The organism is Parabacteroides sp. merdae-related_45_40, from assembly GCF_001915675.1.
Genome location: NZ_MNQY01000053.1, coordinates 1 through 17,341, shown reverse-complemented (window position 1 = coordinate 17,341; position 17,341 = coordinate 1). Strand labels below are relative to the sequence as shown.

The 17,341-nt window shown below is 46.6% G+C and carries 10 protein-coding genes and 2 pseudogenes; 8 read left to right on the top strand and 4 right to left on the bottom strand.

Going from position 1 to position 17,341, the window contains the following annotated elements; genetic code table 11:
• The first annotated feature begins 103 nt into the window (after positions 1-103).
• Positions 104-2,473 (top strand): lamin tail domain-containing protein, encoded by a 2,370-nt coding sequence (locus tag BHV83_RS08845; RefSeq protein WP_122205466.1) that lies wholly within the window; start codon positions 104-106, stop codon positions 2,471-2,473.
• An 8-nt stretch (positions 2,474-2,481) separates the two neighbouring features.
• Here the strand turns inward: BHV83_RS08845 and BHV83_RS08840 are convergent, their stop codons facing one another.
• From BHV83_RS08840 to BHV83_RS08830, 3 genes are all read right to left on the bottom strand, one after another.
• A complete protein-coding gene (locus tag BHV83_RS08840; protein WP_122205465.1) occupies positions 2,482-3,609 on the bottom strand; it encodes a clostripain-related cysteine peptidase in 1,128 nt (375 codons plus the stop codon).
• 478 nt (positions 3,610-4,087) lie between these two features.
• Positions 4,088-4,939 (bottom strand): AraC family transcriptional regulator, encoded by an 852-nt coding sequence (locus BHV83_RS08835; RefSeq protein WP_122205464.1) that lies wholly within the window; start codon positions 4,937-4,939, stop codon positions 4,088-4,090.
• A gap of 12 nt (positions 4,940-4,951) precedes the next feature.
• Positions 4,952-6,481, bottom strand: a complete 1,530-nt coding sequence (locus tag BHV83_RS08830; protein WP_122204783.1) for a glycoside hydrolase family 10-like protein — start codon at positions 6,479-6,481, stop codon at positions 4,952-4,954.
• Between the two features lie 242 nt (positions 6,482-6,723).
• Here BHV83_RS08830 and BHV83_RS08825 point away from each other — a divergent pair.
• A pseudogene (locus BHV83_RS08825) lies at positions 6,724-9,902 on the top strand (glycosyl hydrolase).
• Positions 9,903-10,037: 135 nt separating this feature from the next.
• Positions 10,038-12,824, top strand: a complete 2,787-nt coding sequence (gene uvrA / locus BHV83_RS08820; RefSeq protein WP_122205462.1) for an excinuclease ABC subunit UvrA — start codon at positions 10,038-10,040, stop codon at positions 12,822-12,824.
• A gap of 249 nt (positions 12,825-13,073) precedes the next feature.
• On the opposite strand, the gene BHV83_RS08815 is transcribed toward uvrA, so the two are convergent.
• Complete coding sequence (locus tag BHV83_RS08815) at positions 13,074-13,298, bottom strand: hypothetical protein (RefSeq protein ID WP_005633206.1); 225 nt, start codon at positions 13,296-13,298, stop codon at positions 13,074-13,076.
• A gap of 16 nt (positions 13,299-13,314) precedes the next feature.
• Here BHV83_RS08815 and BHV83_RS08810 point away from each other — a divergent pair, with 16 nt between their 5' ends.
• From BHV83_RS08810 to BHV83_RS08790, 5 genes and pseudogenes are all read left to right on the top strand, one after another.
• On the top strand, positions 13,315-13,572 hold the full coding sequence (locus BHV83_RS08810; RefSeq protein WP_147379837.1) for a hypothetical protein: 258 nt from the start codon (positions 13,315-13,317) through the stop codon (positions 13,570-13,572).
• A 295-nt stretch (positions 13,573-13,867) separates the two neighbouring features.
• Complete coding sequence (pyrH, locus tag BHV83_RS08805; RefSeq protein WP_008146293.1) at positions 13,868-14,578, top strand: UMP kinase; 711 nt, start codon at positions 13,868-13,870, stop codon at positions 14,576-14,578.
• A 7-nt stretch (positions 14,579-14,585) separates the two neighbouring features.
• The gene (locus BHV83_RS08800; RefSeq protein WP_286757408.1) at positions 14,586-16,232 is read left to right on the top strand and encodes a glycoside hydrolase family 32 protein; all 1,647 of its coding nucleotides are present in this window, start codon (positions 14,586-14,588) and stop codon (positions 16,230-16,232) included.
• Positions 16,233-16,259: 27 nt separating this feature from the next.
• Positions 16,260-17,123, top strand: a complete 864-nt coding sequence (locus BHV83_RS08795; protein WP_005633203.1) for a carbohydrate kinase family protein — start codon at positions 16,260-16,262, stop codon at positions 17,121-17,123.
• A 9-nt stretch (positions 17,124-17,132) separates the two neighbouring features.
• Positions 17,133-17,341 (top strand): annotated as a pseudogene (locus BHV83_RS08790) (MFS transporter); the annotation flags it as partial.

Sequence of the window (17,341 nt, the reverse complement as noted above, 5' to 3'; positions counted from 1 at the left end):
AAAATAGTATAACTTTACAACGTTTACGGAAAGCTTTGCATTTCCTTCATTACAACGTTTTGGGGTGCAAAGATATGCAAATTATAAACAAAACTAGAATGCTATGAAACAATTTATTCTTTATCTCTTCATATTACTTCCTTTTTGTGTGAATTCACAGGTGAATGAGACGTTTGACGGCCCGATGTTGGGGGCCGACTGGATCGGCAAAGACAGAGGGCAGTTTGTAGTCAATGCTGATGGCAGGCTTCAGTTGAATATCAAACCGACAGAGTCAGGTACTGCTTCCATAGGCAAAGAAATCGCCTATTCGCCCGATATGCAATGGGAGTTCGATGTTTATATGCAAAACCAACCGAGCGACGAGAACAAATTATGCATCTATTTGTATCAGGAAAATCAAGAACGTTATTATTATGTACGTCTCGGGAATACCGGCAACAAGGAATTAGGACTGAAGCGTAACGGAAACGGGAATTTGATTCTGCCACAGACCGATTTTGAAGAGTCGCCATTGTTGTTACATGTGAAAGTGACGCTTGAAGACAATCTCCGGTGGAGTTTGTATTACAAGACAGACGATATGGAGGGATACCGCCTTGAAGGTTCAGCCATGTACACGATCGAAGAGCCGGTTGAGAGAGGCAACTTGGTATTTACGTTTTATTACACGAAGACACGAAGTTCTCTTTTCAGCATAGATAATGTGTGTGTGCTTAATCGGGTGACGGAGACACCGATCGAGCCGGACAAGCCTGAAGAAGAACCGGGAGAATCAGAAAGTCCGCCAAAGTTGCTTGAGATCGAGCCGCTATCGGCCTCCAACTTGCTGTTCGCTTTTGATAAGCCGGTTGATATTGATAAGGCTGTCTTCAGTATTTCGGATATTGGAGACGCTTACCTCAAAAAGTATGTAGATGCAGGGACGAAGCAATTCGTAAGCACTTTTTTCGATCAAGAGATGCAGTTGGACCATTCATACACGATCTCTTATGCCGGTCTTCGCTCTTTGTCGGGAAAGGCGATGCCGGATGAAGCTGTCGAAGTCGTCTTGAGAGGGGAAGAAGAACCTGGGACGGATAAGCCGGAACTGAAGCCTGATCCGGATGAACCGGAGAGCTATCCAGCAGGTTCGGTCGTTATCAATGAAGTCATGGCAAAGCCGGGAGATGGAAGAATGGTGGAATATATCGAATTACATAATACGACTGCTGCTACCGTCTCGTTGGACGGATGGGTGTACAAGAATGTGACGGGGAAGAAGACGAAAGCCCTGCCAGAGATGGATTTGCCTGCTGGCGGATATGCAGTTTTACTGGACCAGGAGGATGCGTTGTCCTTCCCTGTCCAAACGTTGCTGATTCCTATCGAGAAGTTTCCGGCTTTGAATGACAAAGGAGCTGTATTGCAATTGTGGGATGCTGCCGGGGGCAAGATAGAAGAAGTGGCGTATGAAGCGGCTACCTCCGGAGTGTCGTGGGAACGAGGCACTTCAGGCTGGCATCTTTCTACTGATCCACGTGGTGGAACTCCCGGTGCCGTTAATTCTTCTCCCGATAAGGAGGAAGATCCGCCGGTAGATCCAGACCGACCCGATGTCCCGGATAATCCGGATGATCCCGACATTCCGGGCGTCACAGAACCGATCCAACCCGGAGAAATCATCATTAACGAGTTGCTCCTCGACCCATATGTCGGAGGCAGCGAATATATCGAATTGTATAATCGTTCGGAGCATTCCTTGTCTTTGTCCGCCCTTTCTGTCGCCATCCGTAAATCGGACGGAACACTTAGCACTCGCTATCCATTGACTTCCGTCCTGCATAATCTGGAGGCAAAGAGTTACCTCCTCTTAACCAAGAACTTGGAAGGTGTGACTTCTTTTTATGATATAGCCGATCCGTCTGCTCTTTGCGGATTGGCAAAGCTTCCTATTCTTGCCAATACATCTTCTACCTTAGTGTTGTTTCGTACAGCGGATGAAATAATAATAGATGAAGTCGCCTATTCGTCTAAATGGCATGCTCATTCAGTCAAAAATAAAAAAGGTGTTGCCCTTGAACGTATCGATCCGGATGCCGCTACGCAAGACGCGGCAAACTGGACCTCCGCTTCCGAAACAGTTGGCTATGGCACACCTGGCTATCAGAACTCCCAATACAAAGACGCTTCATCGGGCGATGCCACGGGTATAGAACCTCCTGTGTGGATAGAAGAGTCCGGTAGTTACACGGTGTCCTACCTGCTCGACCGTCCGGGATATAGCTGTCGCGCTTTCGTTTTCAATACCTCCGGCCTGCGTGTAGCTGATATATCCAATCATGAGTTGTTAGGCATTTCCGGTAAGATCACATGGAGTGGCGTAGCCAACAACGGAAGTCCGTTGCAAACAGGTGTCTATATCTTTTATGCTGAAATATACCACCCCGAAGGTACGGTGAAACGCTTTAAAAAGGCTTTCCTGATCCGGTGATAGAGGATTTATTCATAAACTGCCTTATACCAGCCGACTCTTTGTTTATACCATTCGAGTATTTTGGGTAGAGATTCTTGCGGAACGAAAATGGTCAGGCCGCAATAGCTTTTGATCGGCAACGCATTTCCTATGGCGGCGTAGTAGGATTTGGGCGTATGGGCCTTGTAGACGACTGCTTTATCCAGGCAACTGATGAAACGATCGTATTGTTCGGCTGTCGCCAACTGCTTGATATAATCATTGAAGTCATAAAGCATTCCTGGGCTACGGTATAAATATTCCAGTCTTTGCATTTTCTTTGGATCGAGACTGTAAATATCGCTTTCGGTCTTATCTGCCAAGATATCATGTGTTACGCTTTTCAGATTATCCAGTTCGCTTGTTTTCGTGAGCGATACGGTCGCATACGGATAGGTATTGTTCAGGTAATGGTTGTAGAATGTTTCACCAACCTTTTCCAGTTGCAGGTCAGTAGCGAACAGTTGCGGCATCATCTCTTCATAAGGCCATCCGTCCGCCATTGTTTCGGTGGGAGAAGCTAAGATATATTCAGCTTTGTTTCTAAGCTCATAAGTGCATTCGACGCTTGCCATGTAGCAGGCATCGAACAGGATAAAATCAAATAGATCATCTGGCAGTCCCTTTGCCAGATCGTCGATCTCCATCCAGTTGTTGCCGTCCTGTCCGAACGCTTTCAGCTTATTCTGGTAGTCGGAAGGAAGCCAGGCTGTCCCATGGCTCCATAACACCAACCCGTAACTGTCTGCCGGATATTGTGAAACCACTTCGCCGATCACGCTCCGCATCACGTCCGGATCAGCCGAATTCTGCTTTTCATAGTCCTTCAGATGGATTTTCTTGACAACACCGTTTTCTTCTTTTATCCGGAGAAGTTCCGGGGGCGAACCGGCGGGAGCATAATAAACGATCAGGTTTCCTCCGTTGAGATTTTTGCTGGTCGCCCCTTCTATCATGCTTTCTATGTTTTTCGAGGCGAAGCTGTTGAGGCTGTTATTGGCCATCATATAGACTAATATGGTGCGGGTTGTCCGGGGTTCCGGAGTCTCGTTCTCGGAGCAGCTTGTGAATCCTAGGCAAAGGATGATAAACAGAGTGATAAGTTTAAATTTCATATACCCCCAATACTAAATAGTTTATTCTACAAAGATATGCAATAAATCTGTCCGAATGTGTATTCAGTATCGATTCTGTTTATAAATATATAGATTTTACATATTTAAATAGGTGTCGGTTCCGATATGCGGCACTCTGAGAAATCGGCCTGGGATGACCCGGTAAATTAATCCGTTTCATACCATCAACTAAATCAAAACACCCCAAGAACTAATTCATAACATATAGTAAAGTATCTGTTGGTAGTCACTATCTATTGCCTATATGTAGTACTACCTATAGACGATATGTAGTGCTACCAATTTGCGATAAGTAGTACTACATATAAATAATATACTGTATGTCTTGATTTAGTTTACTATGACTTCCGAGTTAGTTTAGGGTATGTTTCGGATTAGTTGTTCCGCGAGGGTGGGGAGATTCCGGATGAATTGCTTTTTTAATCAAAAGGTTGGAATGTATGAAATAGATTGATTTCTACACGTTTTCGTCTCTTTCGTTGCGGATGGCGCGTGGAGATTTGCCGAAGTTGGCCCGGCAGAAATGGGAAAAGTTAGACAAGGATTCGAAACCGTACTTATAGCAGATCTCGGATATGCTTGCATTCGTGGTTATCAGGTCGTTTTGTATATCCAGGCATTTCTTTTTGGTCATCCATTGGTAAGCTGGCTCTCCGAACGTATCTTTGAATAAACGCCGGAAGGTGATAGTGCTGTATCCTCCTAATTGAGCAAAAGACTCGACATCTTTCGCTTTCAGGTAATTTTGCATGACAAAGTAGCGGAATGTTTGGCTATACCTATATATAGGTGCATAAAAATTGGCGATCTCTTTCAATGTATAATAGCAGTTGAGCAGGAAATACAACTCCGTCTGCTTGGCTTTCAGGAATTCCACACACAGGAGTTCGTTGTTGAGGTACATTTTGAGCCCGTTGATAAAAAGGCGCAAAGGGAAACACATATCCATGACGACAGGGAGCATGGGAGACTCTTTCGCCAGTTCCAGTCCTTTGTTGAAACGGTCGGTACAAATGTTTTGCGGAGTCTCGAACAGGTAAAGGATGCATTCCGTGGATTCCAGGATGTGGAACTCTACACGTGAACCGATCGGCTGCATGATGAACTGCCCGTCGTGAAATACCGTATCCGGATGCTCGTCGCTGGTTACCCGAACGGAGCCGGATATCAGAAAATAGATCGTATTTTGTGAACACCGTTCTTTCGGGATCATCATTCCTTTCGGGAAAGAACGGTATTTGAATATCTGTTTCTGATAGTGGGAGCAAGAAGAACAGTCTGTATATTTCTGACAGATAAAATCTGACATCCGTGGCTGAATTTAAAGTTTTACCTTTTTGCTTTTACCTTGATTTTCATTATGGAAACGATCTACGGCTGTGACTACATAACGGTATTTGCGCTTTCCGTCGTCGTAGGGTAGCAGATAGTTCGTCTCGCGTGTGACCGCTACGATCTTAGAAGGATCATCCAGATTGACCGGTTCCTTGTTTTCGAAGCGGTAAATGACGAAATAGCTTGCCAATTCGGGATTGGTCTTGCTCTGTTCCGCCTGCCAGTGCAACATATAGCCCTGGGCAGTCCATTCGGCTTTCAGTTTCTTGACCTCTTGCGGAGCCCGGTTGTGCAGATGGGTGTAGGCCGGGATCAATGCCGGATAACGGTGGTAGTTCTGTTTCAGGCTGTCGGCCACCCCTTTGTTATTCCAGAGTATTTCGTTTGCAGGCCAAAAGCAATTGCCTTTTACTTTCGAGAGTGAACGTTCGTAAAGCATTTTGCGGGTGAGCTGGTCTGCTTTCATGGTACGTGCTACGTTTTGGCCGATATACAGATGCGTGCCTTCCCGCGTCGCGTTTTTGTTCCACCATTGGATCAGCGTGATATAGTCGGCAGCCGGATGTCCGATCTCCCAATATATCTGTGGAATGTTATAGTCTATCCAACCCTCTTTTACCCAGCGTGCCACATCGGCATACAGGTCGTCGTAGTTTTGCAATCCGTTGGTGTTGCTGCCTGAACCGTCGGGTGTGCTTTTTTTGTTGCGGTAGATGCCGAACGGACTGATGCCGAATCTTACCCACGGTTTGGATAATAGGATGGTACGCTTGATCTCACGAATCAGCTTGTTTACATTTTCTCTTCGCCATTCTGCACGTTGTGATACTTTATATCCTTTGTTCAATCCGTATTTTTGAAAACTTTTGTCGTCCGGGAAAGGCATGCCCGCTACCGGATAGGGGTAGAAATAGTCATCCATATGGATCGCGTCTATATCGTAACGGCTCACGATATCCCGTACCACTCGGCAGATGAACTGCCGGCTTTCCGGTAGTCCCGGGTCAAACAGGATTTGCTTGTTGTAGGTCACGAACCATTCCGGATGCTTATTATATATATGTGAATCGGCAAAACGGGTATTCCCGGCTGTGCTTGCCCGATAAGGGTTCAGCCAGGCGTGGAATTCCATATTCCGTTTGTGGCATTCTTCGATCAGGAAGGCCGTCACATCGAAGTCTCCGGCCGGGGCGAGTCCCTGCCTGCCGGTATAGAAACGGCTCCAGGGTTCGATGTCGGATTTATAGAAGGCGTCGGCTTCCGGGCGTACCTGGAAGATGATAGCGTTGATCCCGCATTTTTGCAGATAGTTGAGCTTGCGGATAAAGTCTTTCCGCATTTGTGCGGGTGTCATATCCTTATATTCTCCCTGGAAAGCTGTCTGTATCCAAGCTCCGCGAAATTCTCGTTTCGCTTCTTTTCCAGTCGGTTGCTGCGGTATTTGTTGTGTCGTCTTACAGGATGTTACTGCTCCAAGCAACAAGATCAGTAACAGACGGAGGTGTTTTGCCATCATGAAGTCTGTGATTTGAGATTCTTTTGTTTGTTGTCTTATATACTTTGTACAAGCCGACACAAAGATAGCAAAAGTTTAAAAGTCTCTATCGTTTTTTATGTTATAAACAATGGTTTTGGAAATAATGCTGGATAAAAACTTGTTTGAAAAAGCATTTTTGAAAAGATATAAATCAATATAGAAACCAGAGGTGAAAGATAATCTTGCTACTTTTACCGTCGGAATCTTAAAAAGAACAGATCATGAGAAAACCTCTGTTTAAAACATTGCTTTGCCTTTCGTTGTTGGTCCCTTTTACGGGAAATGGGCAAGATAAAAATGCACTTGAGGCCGGTTTTATGAATCCGGCTGAAAAGGTACAAACTTCCGTTTATTGGTATTGGATCTCCGGGAATATCTCGGAAGAAGGAGTGAAGAAGGACCTGTATTCGATGAAAGAAGCTGGGATCAACCGGGCTTTTATCGGGAATATCGGCTTGGAAGGGATTCATACGCCCTATAAGACCGTTCCGTTTTATAGTGAAGAATGGTGGAAGATATTGCATGCAGCCCTTAAAACAGCGACGGAGTTAGGGATAGAGATCGGTATCTTTAATTCACCCGGATGGAGCCAGTCGGGCGGTCCGTGGGTGAAACCGGAGCAGGCGATGCGTTATTTAGCATCGGTAAAGGCGGAGGTCAGCGGTGGAAAACAGGTAGAGGTGGTTTTGACGAAGCCGGATAAGGACTTTCAGGATGTAAAGGTGATCGCTTTTCCATCTATCGGGAAGAAAACAACCCGGTTGTCGGCAGCAAATACCAAAGTGACATCTGCTATGTCTTTGCAAAATCTGAACCATTTGGTTGATGGGAATAAGGAAACGGTTATGCTTTTTACGGAAAAAAGCGAAAAGCCGGTGGCGATCGATTTCAGGACGGACCAACCGTTTACTTTACGCAGTTTGCAAATCTTCCCTGCCCGTCAGCCGATTCAAACCAATGCCCGTTTATTAGTAAAAGAGAACGGAGGCTATCGGATGCTGTCCGAATTTAAGATCGACCGTTTCAATGCGAATTTGAATGTCGGCTTCGATCCGTATGCTCCGGTTGTTATCTCTGTCCCGGAGACGACGGCAAGCGAGTTCCGGTTGGAACTGGCTAACACGGCATCTGGTACGGGATTGGGAGAGGTGGAATTCTTGTCCCTTCCTGCTGTGGAACGTTATCCCGAAAAGACATTAGCCAAGATGTTTCAGACTCCGCTTCCTTATTGGCATGAATACCAGTGGCCGGTACAACCGGAAGTGGGTGATCCCTCTCTGGTTATTGATTCTGGAAAGCTCCGGCGGGAGAATGGACGATCCTGCGTACCGGTATGCTCCCGACGGGCGTGACGAACAGCCCGGCTGATCCCGAAGCGACCGGACTGGAGATAGATAAGATGAGCCGCAAACATGTAGAAGCGCATTTCGAGGCTTTCATGGGTGAAATCTACCGTCGTATTCCGGCTGAAGACCGTGCTTGTTGGAAAGTAGTCGTACAAGATAGTTACGAAACGGGCGGACAAAACTTTACCGACGATTTCTTGTCGGAATTCCAGGCGCGTTACGGCTATGACCCGTTACCGTTTCTTCCCGCTTATGAAGGATATGTGGTCGGGAGCGAGGATCGTTCCGACCGTTTCCTTTGGGATTTGCGCCGTCTGATCGCAGATAAGGTTGCATACGATTATGTCGGCGGCTTACGGGATGTCTGTCATAAATATGGTTTGACGACTTGGTTGGAAAACTACGGGCATTGGGGGTTTCCCGGTGAGTTCCTGCAATATGGCGGACAATCGGACGAGATAGGAGGCGAGTTCTGGAGCTTTGGCGATTTAGGGAATATCGAGAACCGTGCCGCCTCTTCCTGCGGACATATTTATGGAAAGCAGAAGATCTCGGCCGAATCGTTTACCAGTGGAGGGACGCCTTTCAGTTGTTATCCTGCCATGATGAAACAGCGTGGCGACCGTTTCTTTACGGAAGGAATCAATAATACGTTGTTGCATGTCTATATCTCGCAGCCTTCGGAAGAACGGGAGCCGGGGATGAACGCCTGGTTCAGCAGCGAATTCAACCGGCTGAACACTTGGTATCCGCAGATGGATTTGTTTACATCCTATCTGAAACGAGTCAACTATATGTTGCAACAAGGCTTGAATATTGCCGATGTCGCTTATTTCATCGGCGAAGATGCTCCCAAGATGACCGGTATCGTAGACCCTGAACTGCCGAAAGGCTACCAGTTCGATTATATCAATGCCGAGGTGATCGAGCGCGACCTCTTTGTCAAGGACGGTTTACTGACGTTGCCTCACGGCACTCAATACCGGATACTGGTACTTCCGAAGCTTGAAACCATGCGTCCCGAACTACTTGACAAGATCAAGAAACTGATCGAAGACGGTGCAGTTGTCTTAGGTCCGGCTCCGAAACGTTCGCCGAGTGGAGAATCATTCCCGACGGCTGACAGGCAGGTTGAAAAGTTGGCCGGCGAATTATGGTCCGGTTTGGACGGGCGAAGTGTGAAGGCTGTCAAAAGAGGAAAGGGCGAATTGCTGTTCGGTATGACAATGGAGGAGGCCTTGAAGCATATCGGTTGTGTGCCGGATTGCGGATTGCTGGCAGATGCTCCGGTTCTCTATGGACATCGTTCTGCCGGAGATGCAGATATCTATTTTATCTCCAACCAGAAAGACGAGATGATTGAGATCCGTCCGGAATTTCGTATCCGTTCAAGGCAACCGGAATTGTGGGATGCGACAACAGGCCGTATTCGTACGCTTCCGGCCTATGAGGAGACAGCTGCGGGGACAGTCGTTCCATTGAAGTTGTATCCTTATGAGAGTGCTTTTATCGTGTTCCGTCGGCCGGCCACAAAAGCAGAGGGGACAGGGTTACAACTAAACTATCCGGTTCTGCAGACGCTCGTCCGCCTGGATGCTCCCTGGAAAGTATCCTTTGAGGAAAAGAGAAGAGGCCCCGCAAGCCAGACCTTTGCCCGCCTGGAAGATATCAGTAAGAACGAGAACCCCGATATCCGCTATTATTCCGGTACGATTTGGTACGAAACGGAATTTAAGTTGAAAAAGAAGCCTGAGGGCGAATTGTATCTGAATCTGAACGATGTCGGTGTGATGGCAAAAGTGAAGATCAACGGTCAGTATGCCGGTGGTGTCTGGACGGCTCCCTACCGGGTAAATGTCACGGATTTGGTTCGTAAAGGAAAGAATAAAGTCGAGATAGAGGTCGTTACCACTTGGATGAACCGTTTGATCGGCGACAGTGGTTTGCCGGAATCCGAACGGAAAACCTGGACACCCTGCAATAGCTGGAAACCAACCGATACGTTGCAGAAATCCGGCTTGGTCGGCCCCGTTTATATAGAATGTGTAAATTGATTGTTTCCGAATGTGAATGTCAGTCGTTTACTTGGCAAAACGGCAATCCTTTTTTACCTTTGCGTTGTTTATATTGGGTACGGATTACACAGATGTGTAATCCGTGTCTATATGTCAGGCTGATAAATCATCATTATGTCCGAAAACAATTCTATATTCATCAAAGGAGCTCGAATCAATAACCTGAAAAATATCGATGTCGAGATCCCCAGAGATAAACTGGTCGTTATAACCGGCCTTTCCGGTAGTGGAAAATCATCATTGGCATTTGATACGTTGTATGCGGAGGGGCAGCGCCGCTATGTGGAGAGCCTTTCGGCCTATGCTCGTCAGTTCCTGGGGCGTATGAGCAAGCCGGAATGCGACTATATCAAAGGTATTCCCCCTGCCATTGCCATCGAACAAAAGGTGAACACCCGTAACCCGCGTTCGACGGTGGGAACCTCTACGGAGATATACGAATACCTTCGGCTCCTGTATGCCCGTATCGGGAAAACCATCTCTCCCGTGTCGGGGAAGGAGGTGAAGAAACATCAGGTGAGCGATATCGTGAAAGAAGTTTTGGGTTATCCCGCCGGGACTCGTTTTGCCGTATACGCCCCTGTCGTCCTGCCGGATGGGCGCAGTATCAAGGAACAATTGGAAATCCTGCAAAAAGAAGGTTACACCCGTTTGTCTATCAATGAGACCGTTTACCGTATCGGTGAAGTATTGGCGGATGACGCATTGCTTTCCTACCCGGTGATTGAACTGTTGATAGACCGTCTGGTCGTATCGGATGACAAGACATTGAAAAGCCGTCTTGCTGATTCTGCCGAAACGGCATTTTTTGAAGGGCACGATACTTGTATCATCCGTATCTACACATCCGAAGGAACGGTTGTAAAAGAATATTCCAAGAAATTCGAGGCCGATGGTATGGTGTTCGAGGAACCGACCGATATGATGTTCAGTTTTAATAACCCGTTAGGCGCCTGCCCGACTTGCGAAGGTTTCGGGAAGGTGCTCGGTATCGATGAAAATTTGGTCGTGCCGGATAAAAGCTTGTCTGTTTTCCAGGGAGCGGTAGTCTGCTGGAAAGGCGATGTGATGGGAGAATGGCTGAAAGAGTTTATAGTGAAGAGCGAGAAATATAACTTCCCGATCCATCGTCCTTATTACGATCTGACGCAAAAGGAGAAAGACTTGCTTTGGCACGGTGCCCGCGGACTGCACGGCATCGATGACTTTTTTAAATTTGTGGAAGAGAACCTGTATAAGATACAGTACCGTGTGATGTTAGCGCGTTATCGTGGAAAGACCGTTTGCCCGACTTGCAAAGGGTCCCGTCTGCGTTCCGAAGCCCTTTATGTAAAGGTAGGGGGAAAGGATATTGCGGAACTGGTTACCCTTCCGATTACGGAAGCAAAAGCCTTTTTCGATCACCTTCAACTTGACGAGAACGAGGCATCCATTGCCAAACGTTTGCTGACGGAGATCACTAACCGCCTGCAATTCCTGTTGGATGTGGGGTTGGGTTATCTGACGCTTGACCGCCTGTCTTCCTCTCTTTCCGGAGGAGAAAGCCAGCGTATCAATTTGGCGACCTCTTTGGGGAGTAGCTTGGTCGGGTCTCTTTATATATTGGACGAGCCGAGTATCGGGCTCCATTCTCGTGACACCGATTTGCTGATCAAGGTGCTCCGGCAATTGCAAGCATTAGGTAATACGGTTGTTGTGGTGGAGCATGACGAAGAGATTATCCGTGCGGCCGATTACATTATCGACATCGGTCCGAAGGCCGGTCGCCTGGGTGGGGAAGTGGTCTATCAGGGTGATGTGGACGATTTGAAAACCAGTAGCAACAGCTATACCGTCCGGTATCTGACGGGAGAGGACCAGATAGAAGTGCCCCTTTATCGCCGTCCCTGGAATAATTATATCGAGGTGAAAGGTGCCCGTAAAAACAATTTGAAAGGGATCGATGTGAAGTTCCCCCTGAATGTGATGACAGTCGTAACAGGCGTCAGCGGTTCGGGTAAAAGTTCGCTCGTGCGTGATATTTTCTACGAAGGTGTCAAGCATTATTTGGACGAGGCTGCCCGCTTGATGGTTGACTGTTCCGGCTTGGAAGGCGATATGCACATGATCAAAAGTATCGAGTTTGTCGACCAGAACTCCATCGGAAAGAGTTCCCGTTCCAACCCCGTGACCTATATCGGAGCCTACGACGAGATCCGTAAGCTTTACGGCGAACAGCCTCTTGCCAAACAGATGGGCTATTCGGCTGCTTATTTCTCTTTTAATAAGGAAGGCGGACGATGTGAAGAATGTAAGGGAGAAGGAAAGATTACGGTCGAAATGCAGTTCATGGCCGATATCACCCTTGAATGCGAAACCTGCCACGGCAAGCGCTTCAAACAGGATGTGCTCGATGTCGAATATCACGGTGCGAGTATCTATGATATGCTGGAAATGACCGTGAACCAGGCGATTGAGTTCTTTGGACAATATCCGGGATCACAGGAAAAGAAGATCGTCAAAAAGTTGAAACCCCTCCAGGATGTCGGGTTGGGGTATATCAAACTCGGACAGACTTCATCCACTTTGTCCGGTGGTGAAAACCAGCGTGTGAAACTTGCTTACTATTTGGGTCAAGAGAAGCAGGAACCGACACTTTTCGTCTTTGACGAGCCGACGACTGGCCTGCATTTCCATGATATCAAGACGTTGCTAAAGGCTTTCAATGCCCTGATCGATAAAGGTCATACGGTTGTCATTATCGAACATAACATGGATGTGATCAAATGTGCCGACTATCTGGTAGATCTCGGCCCCGAAGGTGGGAATGCCGGAGGAAATCTGGTTTGCACCGGAACGCCGGAGGAGGTGGCCATGTGCGAGGCATCTTATACGGGAAAATATTTAAAGGATAAACTCTGATAAAAATGGAGAGGCGCGTTAGTAAAACACGTCTGTCACGATAATTCGAGGAAGGTGTGCCAATTTGATATCACTGGACGCAGATGACGCAGAATACACAGATAGACGTAGGTTTATTTTGCTGATAATTAATAATATCTGCGTTGATCTGCGCTCGTCTTCGTTGTTTGTGTCCCATGAATACCGATATTTGACACACCTTTCTCAAACTATGTCTGAATTAGTGAGCAGGATTTTGTTTCGACTATTTTATTTTTTGCTCTTTTCCTGCTCTGCAACCTGATGAACGCGGTCGGCAACATATTCTACTTTGTCCAAGCCTGCGTCTTTCAGGTTCATCGCTTCTTCTTTTGCCTTTGAAGCGAGGTGGTGGAGGTTTGCGTGGAGGCAACGGAATTTTCCATCATCTTCCATTTTGCGGAGTACATAACCTGTGACAACTCCGACTACCATACCGATTAATAAATCTTTCATACCATTACGTTTTTAAATGATTACTACTTTAGAAACTGTTTTGATTTTTTACAAACAGCCTGCTTTATTATTTTGCTGTTTTTTTACCTATGCTTTGAGTGTCTTTTTGGCCATATCCGTCGCTCTTCTTCGTCAGATAGCTCGCTATCTTCTTCATCAGAGCGATGAATCTGATCCAAAATACATCTCAAGTCATGAGGCGAAAAAATCAAAACAGTTTTTTAGTTTTGTTCCCTCAAAACAAGAGGTAAATCCGTATTGTTTCGGTTTTTAAAGTATTTATAGGTATTGCGGGAAAATATACGGCAACCCGTTTCTTTCCGCTGAAAGAGGATTGCCGTATAAAAGTTAGGAATAAGGTCTTGGTGATTTCTTCGCGTCTTCAAAATAAGTAATATAAGTGTGTGTTTCTCTTTTTTACAGACAAAGGTAGAAGGGGGATGTTACAAAATTGTTACAGTGGGTGTGCAGTCTCGTTAAAATGTTTTACTAAAATAAAGGACTGCTATTGCTGGGTCATTGAAATACTGTATTTTTGTGGGTATAACAATCAAATAAATCAAGACAATATGGCTCAGTACAAACGTATCCTGTTGAAATTAAGCGGAGAATCGCTTATGGGAGGTAAACAATATGGTATAGACGAAGTTCGTCTGAACGAATATGCGACGCAGATCAAGGAAATTGCCGAAATGGGTGTCCAGATTGGAATTGTGATTGGTGGCGGCAACATCTTTCGCGGCCTGAGCGGGGCTTCCAAAGGCTTCGACCGTGTGAAAGGCGACCAGATGGGGATGCTGGCAACGGTCATCAACAGTTTGGCCTTGAGTTCTGCCCTCGTCGCTCAGGGCGTGAAAGCCAAAGTGCTGACTGCTATCCGTATGGAACCGATCGGCGAGTTTTATAACAAATGGCGTGCGATCGAATTGCTTGAACAGGGCCATGTTGTGATTATGTCGGGCGGTACTGGCAATCCGTTTTTTACGACTGACACAGGTTCTTCCCTGCGTGGTATCGAGATCGAAGCGGATGTGATGCTGAAAGGAACCCGTGTAGATGGTATCTATACTGCCGATCCGGAAAAGGATCCGACTGCTACCAAGTTCTCGGACATCACCTACGACGAAATCTATACGCGCGGCCTCAAGGTGATGGACCTGACAGCCACCACGATGTGTAAGGAAAACAATCTTCCGATCATCGTCTTCGACATGGACACCAACGGTAATCTGAAAAAGGTGATGAGCGGTGAAAACATCGGAACGCTGGTGCATAATTAATGCTGAAATGAATAACAAACGTATAGGGGTGCTTGCGAGTGCCCTGGTGGGTTGTATCTTCACCTTGAGTGCGCAAGACCTGACAATGAAAATAACGAAGAGATACCTCAATCTGCCGGTTTCGCATCAGGTAGACCGGGCTCTGATGACATTTGATGTGGGAGGGCGGCAAGAGCGGGTGTTTGAGATTCGTTTGGCCTCGGGAAAACCGGACTATTGGGTGTTTTGCGATATGTCCGCCTTGAAGAACAAAGAGATAAAAATATCTTATACTGGGAATAAAACAGGTATAAACAAGATTTATCAAGCAGATGAAATAACCGGACAAGATAGCTTGTATAAAGAAACCAACCGTCCGCAAATCCACTATACTCAACGTAGAGGATGGAACAATGATCCTAATGGATTGCTGTATTATGACGGTGAATATCACTTGTTCTACCAACATAATCCGTATGAACGCGACTGGGGGAATATGCATTGGGGGCATGCAGTAAGCAATGATTTGATACATTGGGAAGAGCTACCGATCGCCCTGTATCCCGACGAACACGGTACGGTGTTTTCCGGTTCGGCAGTGGTCGACTATGACAATACTTCCGGCTTCGGAAAGAATGGTATTCCGGCGATGGTGGCTATTTATACAGCTGACAACCCGGAAAAGCAGGTGCAATGTATAGCCTATAGCCTGGATAAAGGACGCACTTGGACAAAATATAAGGGCAATCCGGTGATCGATTCTAAGGCCAAATGGAACAGTAAGGATACTCGCGATCCGAAAGTCTTTTGGCATAAACCATCAGGTAAATGGGTCATGGTGCTGAATGAGCGCGATGGACATTCCATATACAACTCTGACAACTTGAAAGACTGGACGTTCGAAAGCCATATTACCGGTTTTTGGGAGTGCCCTGAATTGTTCGAACTCCCTGTCGATGGGAATAAGGACAATACTAAATGGGTGATGTATGGTGCTTCCGGGACTTATATGTTGGGTGTGTTTGACGGAAAGAAATTTACACCTGAATCCGGCAAATATTACTATTCGACCGGTTCTATCTATGCTGCCCAGACGTTTACGAATATACCTGAGTCGGATGGCCGTCGTATTCAGATCGGTTGGGGGCGTATCTCTCATCCGGGAATGCCTTTTAATGGGATGATGTTATTCCCGACGGAGTTGTCTTTGAGAACGACGAAAGACGGCATTCGCCTGTTTAGTAAACCGATCGACGAACTTGACCGCTTGCAGACATCAGTCGGAAAGTGGAGAGCGCTGACGGCAGATAAAGCTGATGAACTGCTTCGGCAGTATAAGGATGCAAGTACATTGCGTATCCGTACAACCCTCAAATTGTCTCATGCCACGAATGCCGGCCTGAACCTGTTCGGGCAGTCATTACTGGATTACGATATGAATTACAATCGGATCAATGGTGTGTTTTATTCGCCCGAGGACATGACAAGCATGGAAATCGCGGCCGATATTATCTTGGATAAAACTTCTATTGAAGTTTATATTGATGATGGGGCTTATTCTTATTCGATGGAGCGTCGGCCGGACTTGAAAAACAGGGAAGGATTCCATTTTTTTGGAAATAATATCGAAGTAAAAGAAATGGAAGTATACACGTTCCGATCCATCTGGGAGTAATTTAGAAAATATAAAATAAGTAAATTAATGAAAGATAGTAAACCTGTTGTTGTCGGTATAGGCGAACTCCTTTGGGATGTGTTGCCAACGGGGAAACGTGCCGGAGGCGCTCCGATCAATTTTGTATACCATGCTACCCAATTGGGGGCCGAAGGATATGCGGTCAGCGCGGTCGGGAATGACGTGTTTGGGACGGAGATCGTCCAGGAGTTGGATAAGAACGGTATCTGCCATTTGCTGGGGACAGTCGAATATCCTACCGGAAGCGTGATGGTGGAGTTGAAAGACGGTATCCCGACCTATACGATTATAGAAGGTGTTGCCTGGGATCATATACCTTTGACTCAGGAAGCCGTCGATCTGGTGAAAGAAGCGGATGCCATCTGCTTCGGTACGTTGGCGCAGCGTTCGCCCGAATCGCGTGCGACGATTCATGCGTTACTTTCCTATGCCCGTAAAGAGGCGCTTCGGTTTTTCGATGTCAATATCCGCCAGTCTTACTACTCGAAGGAGTTGATCGCCAGTCTGCTGGAAGAGGCGAATGTATTTAAGATCAATGACGAGGAACTCGACCTGATACGTGAAATGTTCTCCCTTTCGGAGGATGAAGATACAGCTTGCCGCCAATTGGTTGAGCGTTACAGCCTGCGCTATATGATTTTGACTGCCGGCAGTCGCTACAGTTCTGTCTATACGGTTGCCGACAAGTCGACGATTCTTACTCCCAAAGTCGAGGTGGCTGATACGGTCGGGGCGGGAGATTCTTTCTCTGGAGCATTCGTTTATTCTATATTAGCCGGTAAATCCTTGCGCGAAGCCCATCAAACAGCTGTCGGGACAGCAGCTTTTGTTTGTACGAAAGAGGGTGCATGGCCTGCTTATCCTATATAAAGACTGATTATGAAAGAGAAAAGCTTGTATATAAGGCTGATCCCAGTGATGTTAGTTTTCTTCACGATGGGATTTGTGGATTTGGTAGGAATTGCCTCCAACTATGTGAAGTTGGATTTAGGATTGACGGATTCCGAAGCGAATATCTTTCCTTCTTTAGTGTTCTTCTGGTTTCTGATCTTTTCCGTCCCGACGGGAATGTTGATGAATAAGATCGG

Excerpts from the sequence above, each read along its gene's own strand:
- BHV83_RS08810 (WP_147379837.1), top strand. The coding sequence starts at position 13,315 with ATGATTACTACTTTAGAAACTGTTTTGATTTTTTACAAACAGCCTGCT.
- uvrA (WP_122205462.1), top strand. The coding sequence starts at position 10,038 with ATGTCCGAAAACAATTCTATATTCATCAAAGGAGCTCGAATCAATAAC.
- BHV83_RS08840 (WP_122205465.1), bottom strand. The coding sequence starts at position 3,609 with ATGAAATTTAAACTTATCACTCTGTTTATCATCCTTTGCCTAGGATTC.
- BHV83_RS08815 (WP_005633206.1), bottom strand. The coding sequence starts at position 13,298 with ATGAAAGATTTATTAATCGGTATGGTAGTCGGAGTTGTCACAGGTTAT.
- pyrH (WP_008146293.1), top strand. The coding sequence starts at position 13,868 with ATGGCTCAGTACAAACGTATCCTGTTGAAATTAAGCGGAGAATCGCTT.
- BHV83_RS08800 (WP_286757408.1), top strand. The coding sequence starts at position 14,586 with ATGAATAACAAACGTATAGGGGTGCTTGCGAGTGCCCTGGTGGGTTGT.
- BHV83_RS08845 (WP_122205466.1), top strand. The coding sequence starts at position 104 with ATGAAACAATTTATTCTTTATCTCTTCATATTACTTCCTTTTTGTGTG.
- BHV83_RS08835 (WP_122205464.1), bottom strand. The coding sequence starts at position 4,939 with ATGTCAGATTTTATCTGTCAGAAATATACAGACTGTTCTTCTTGCTCC.
- BHV83_RS08795 (WP_005633203.1), top strand. The coding sequence starts at position 16,260 with ATGAAAGATAGTAAACCTGTTGTTGTCGGTATAGGCGAACTCCTTTGG.
- BHV83_RS08830 (WP_122204783.1), bottom strand. The coding sequence starts at position 6,481 with ATGATGGCAAAACACCTCCGTCTGTTACTGATCTTGTTGCTTGGAGCA.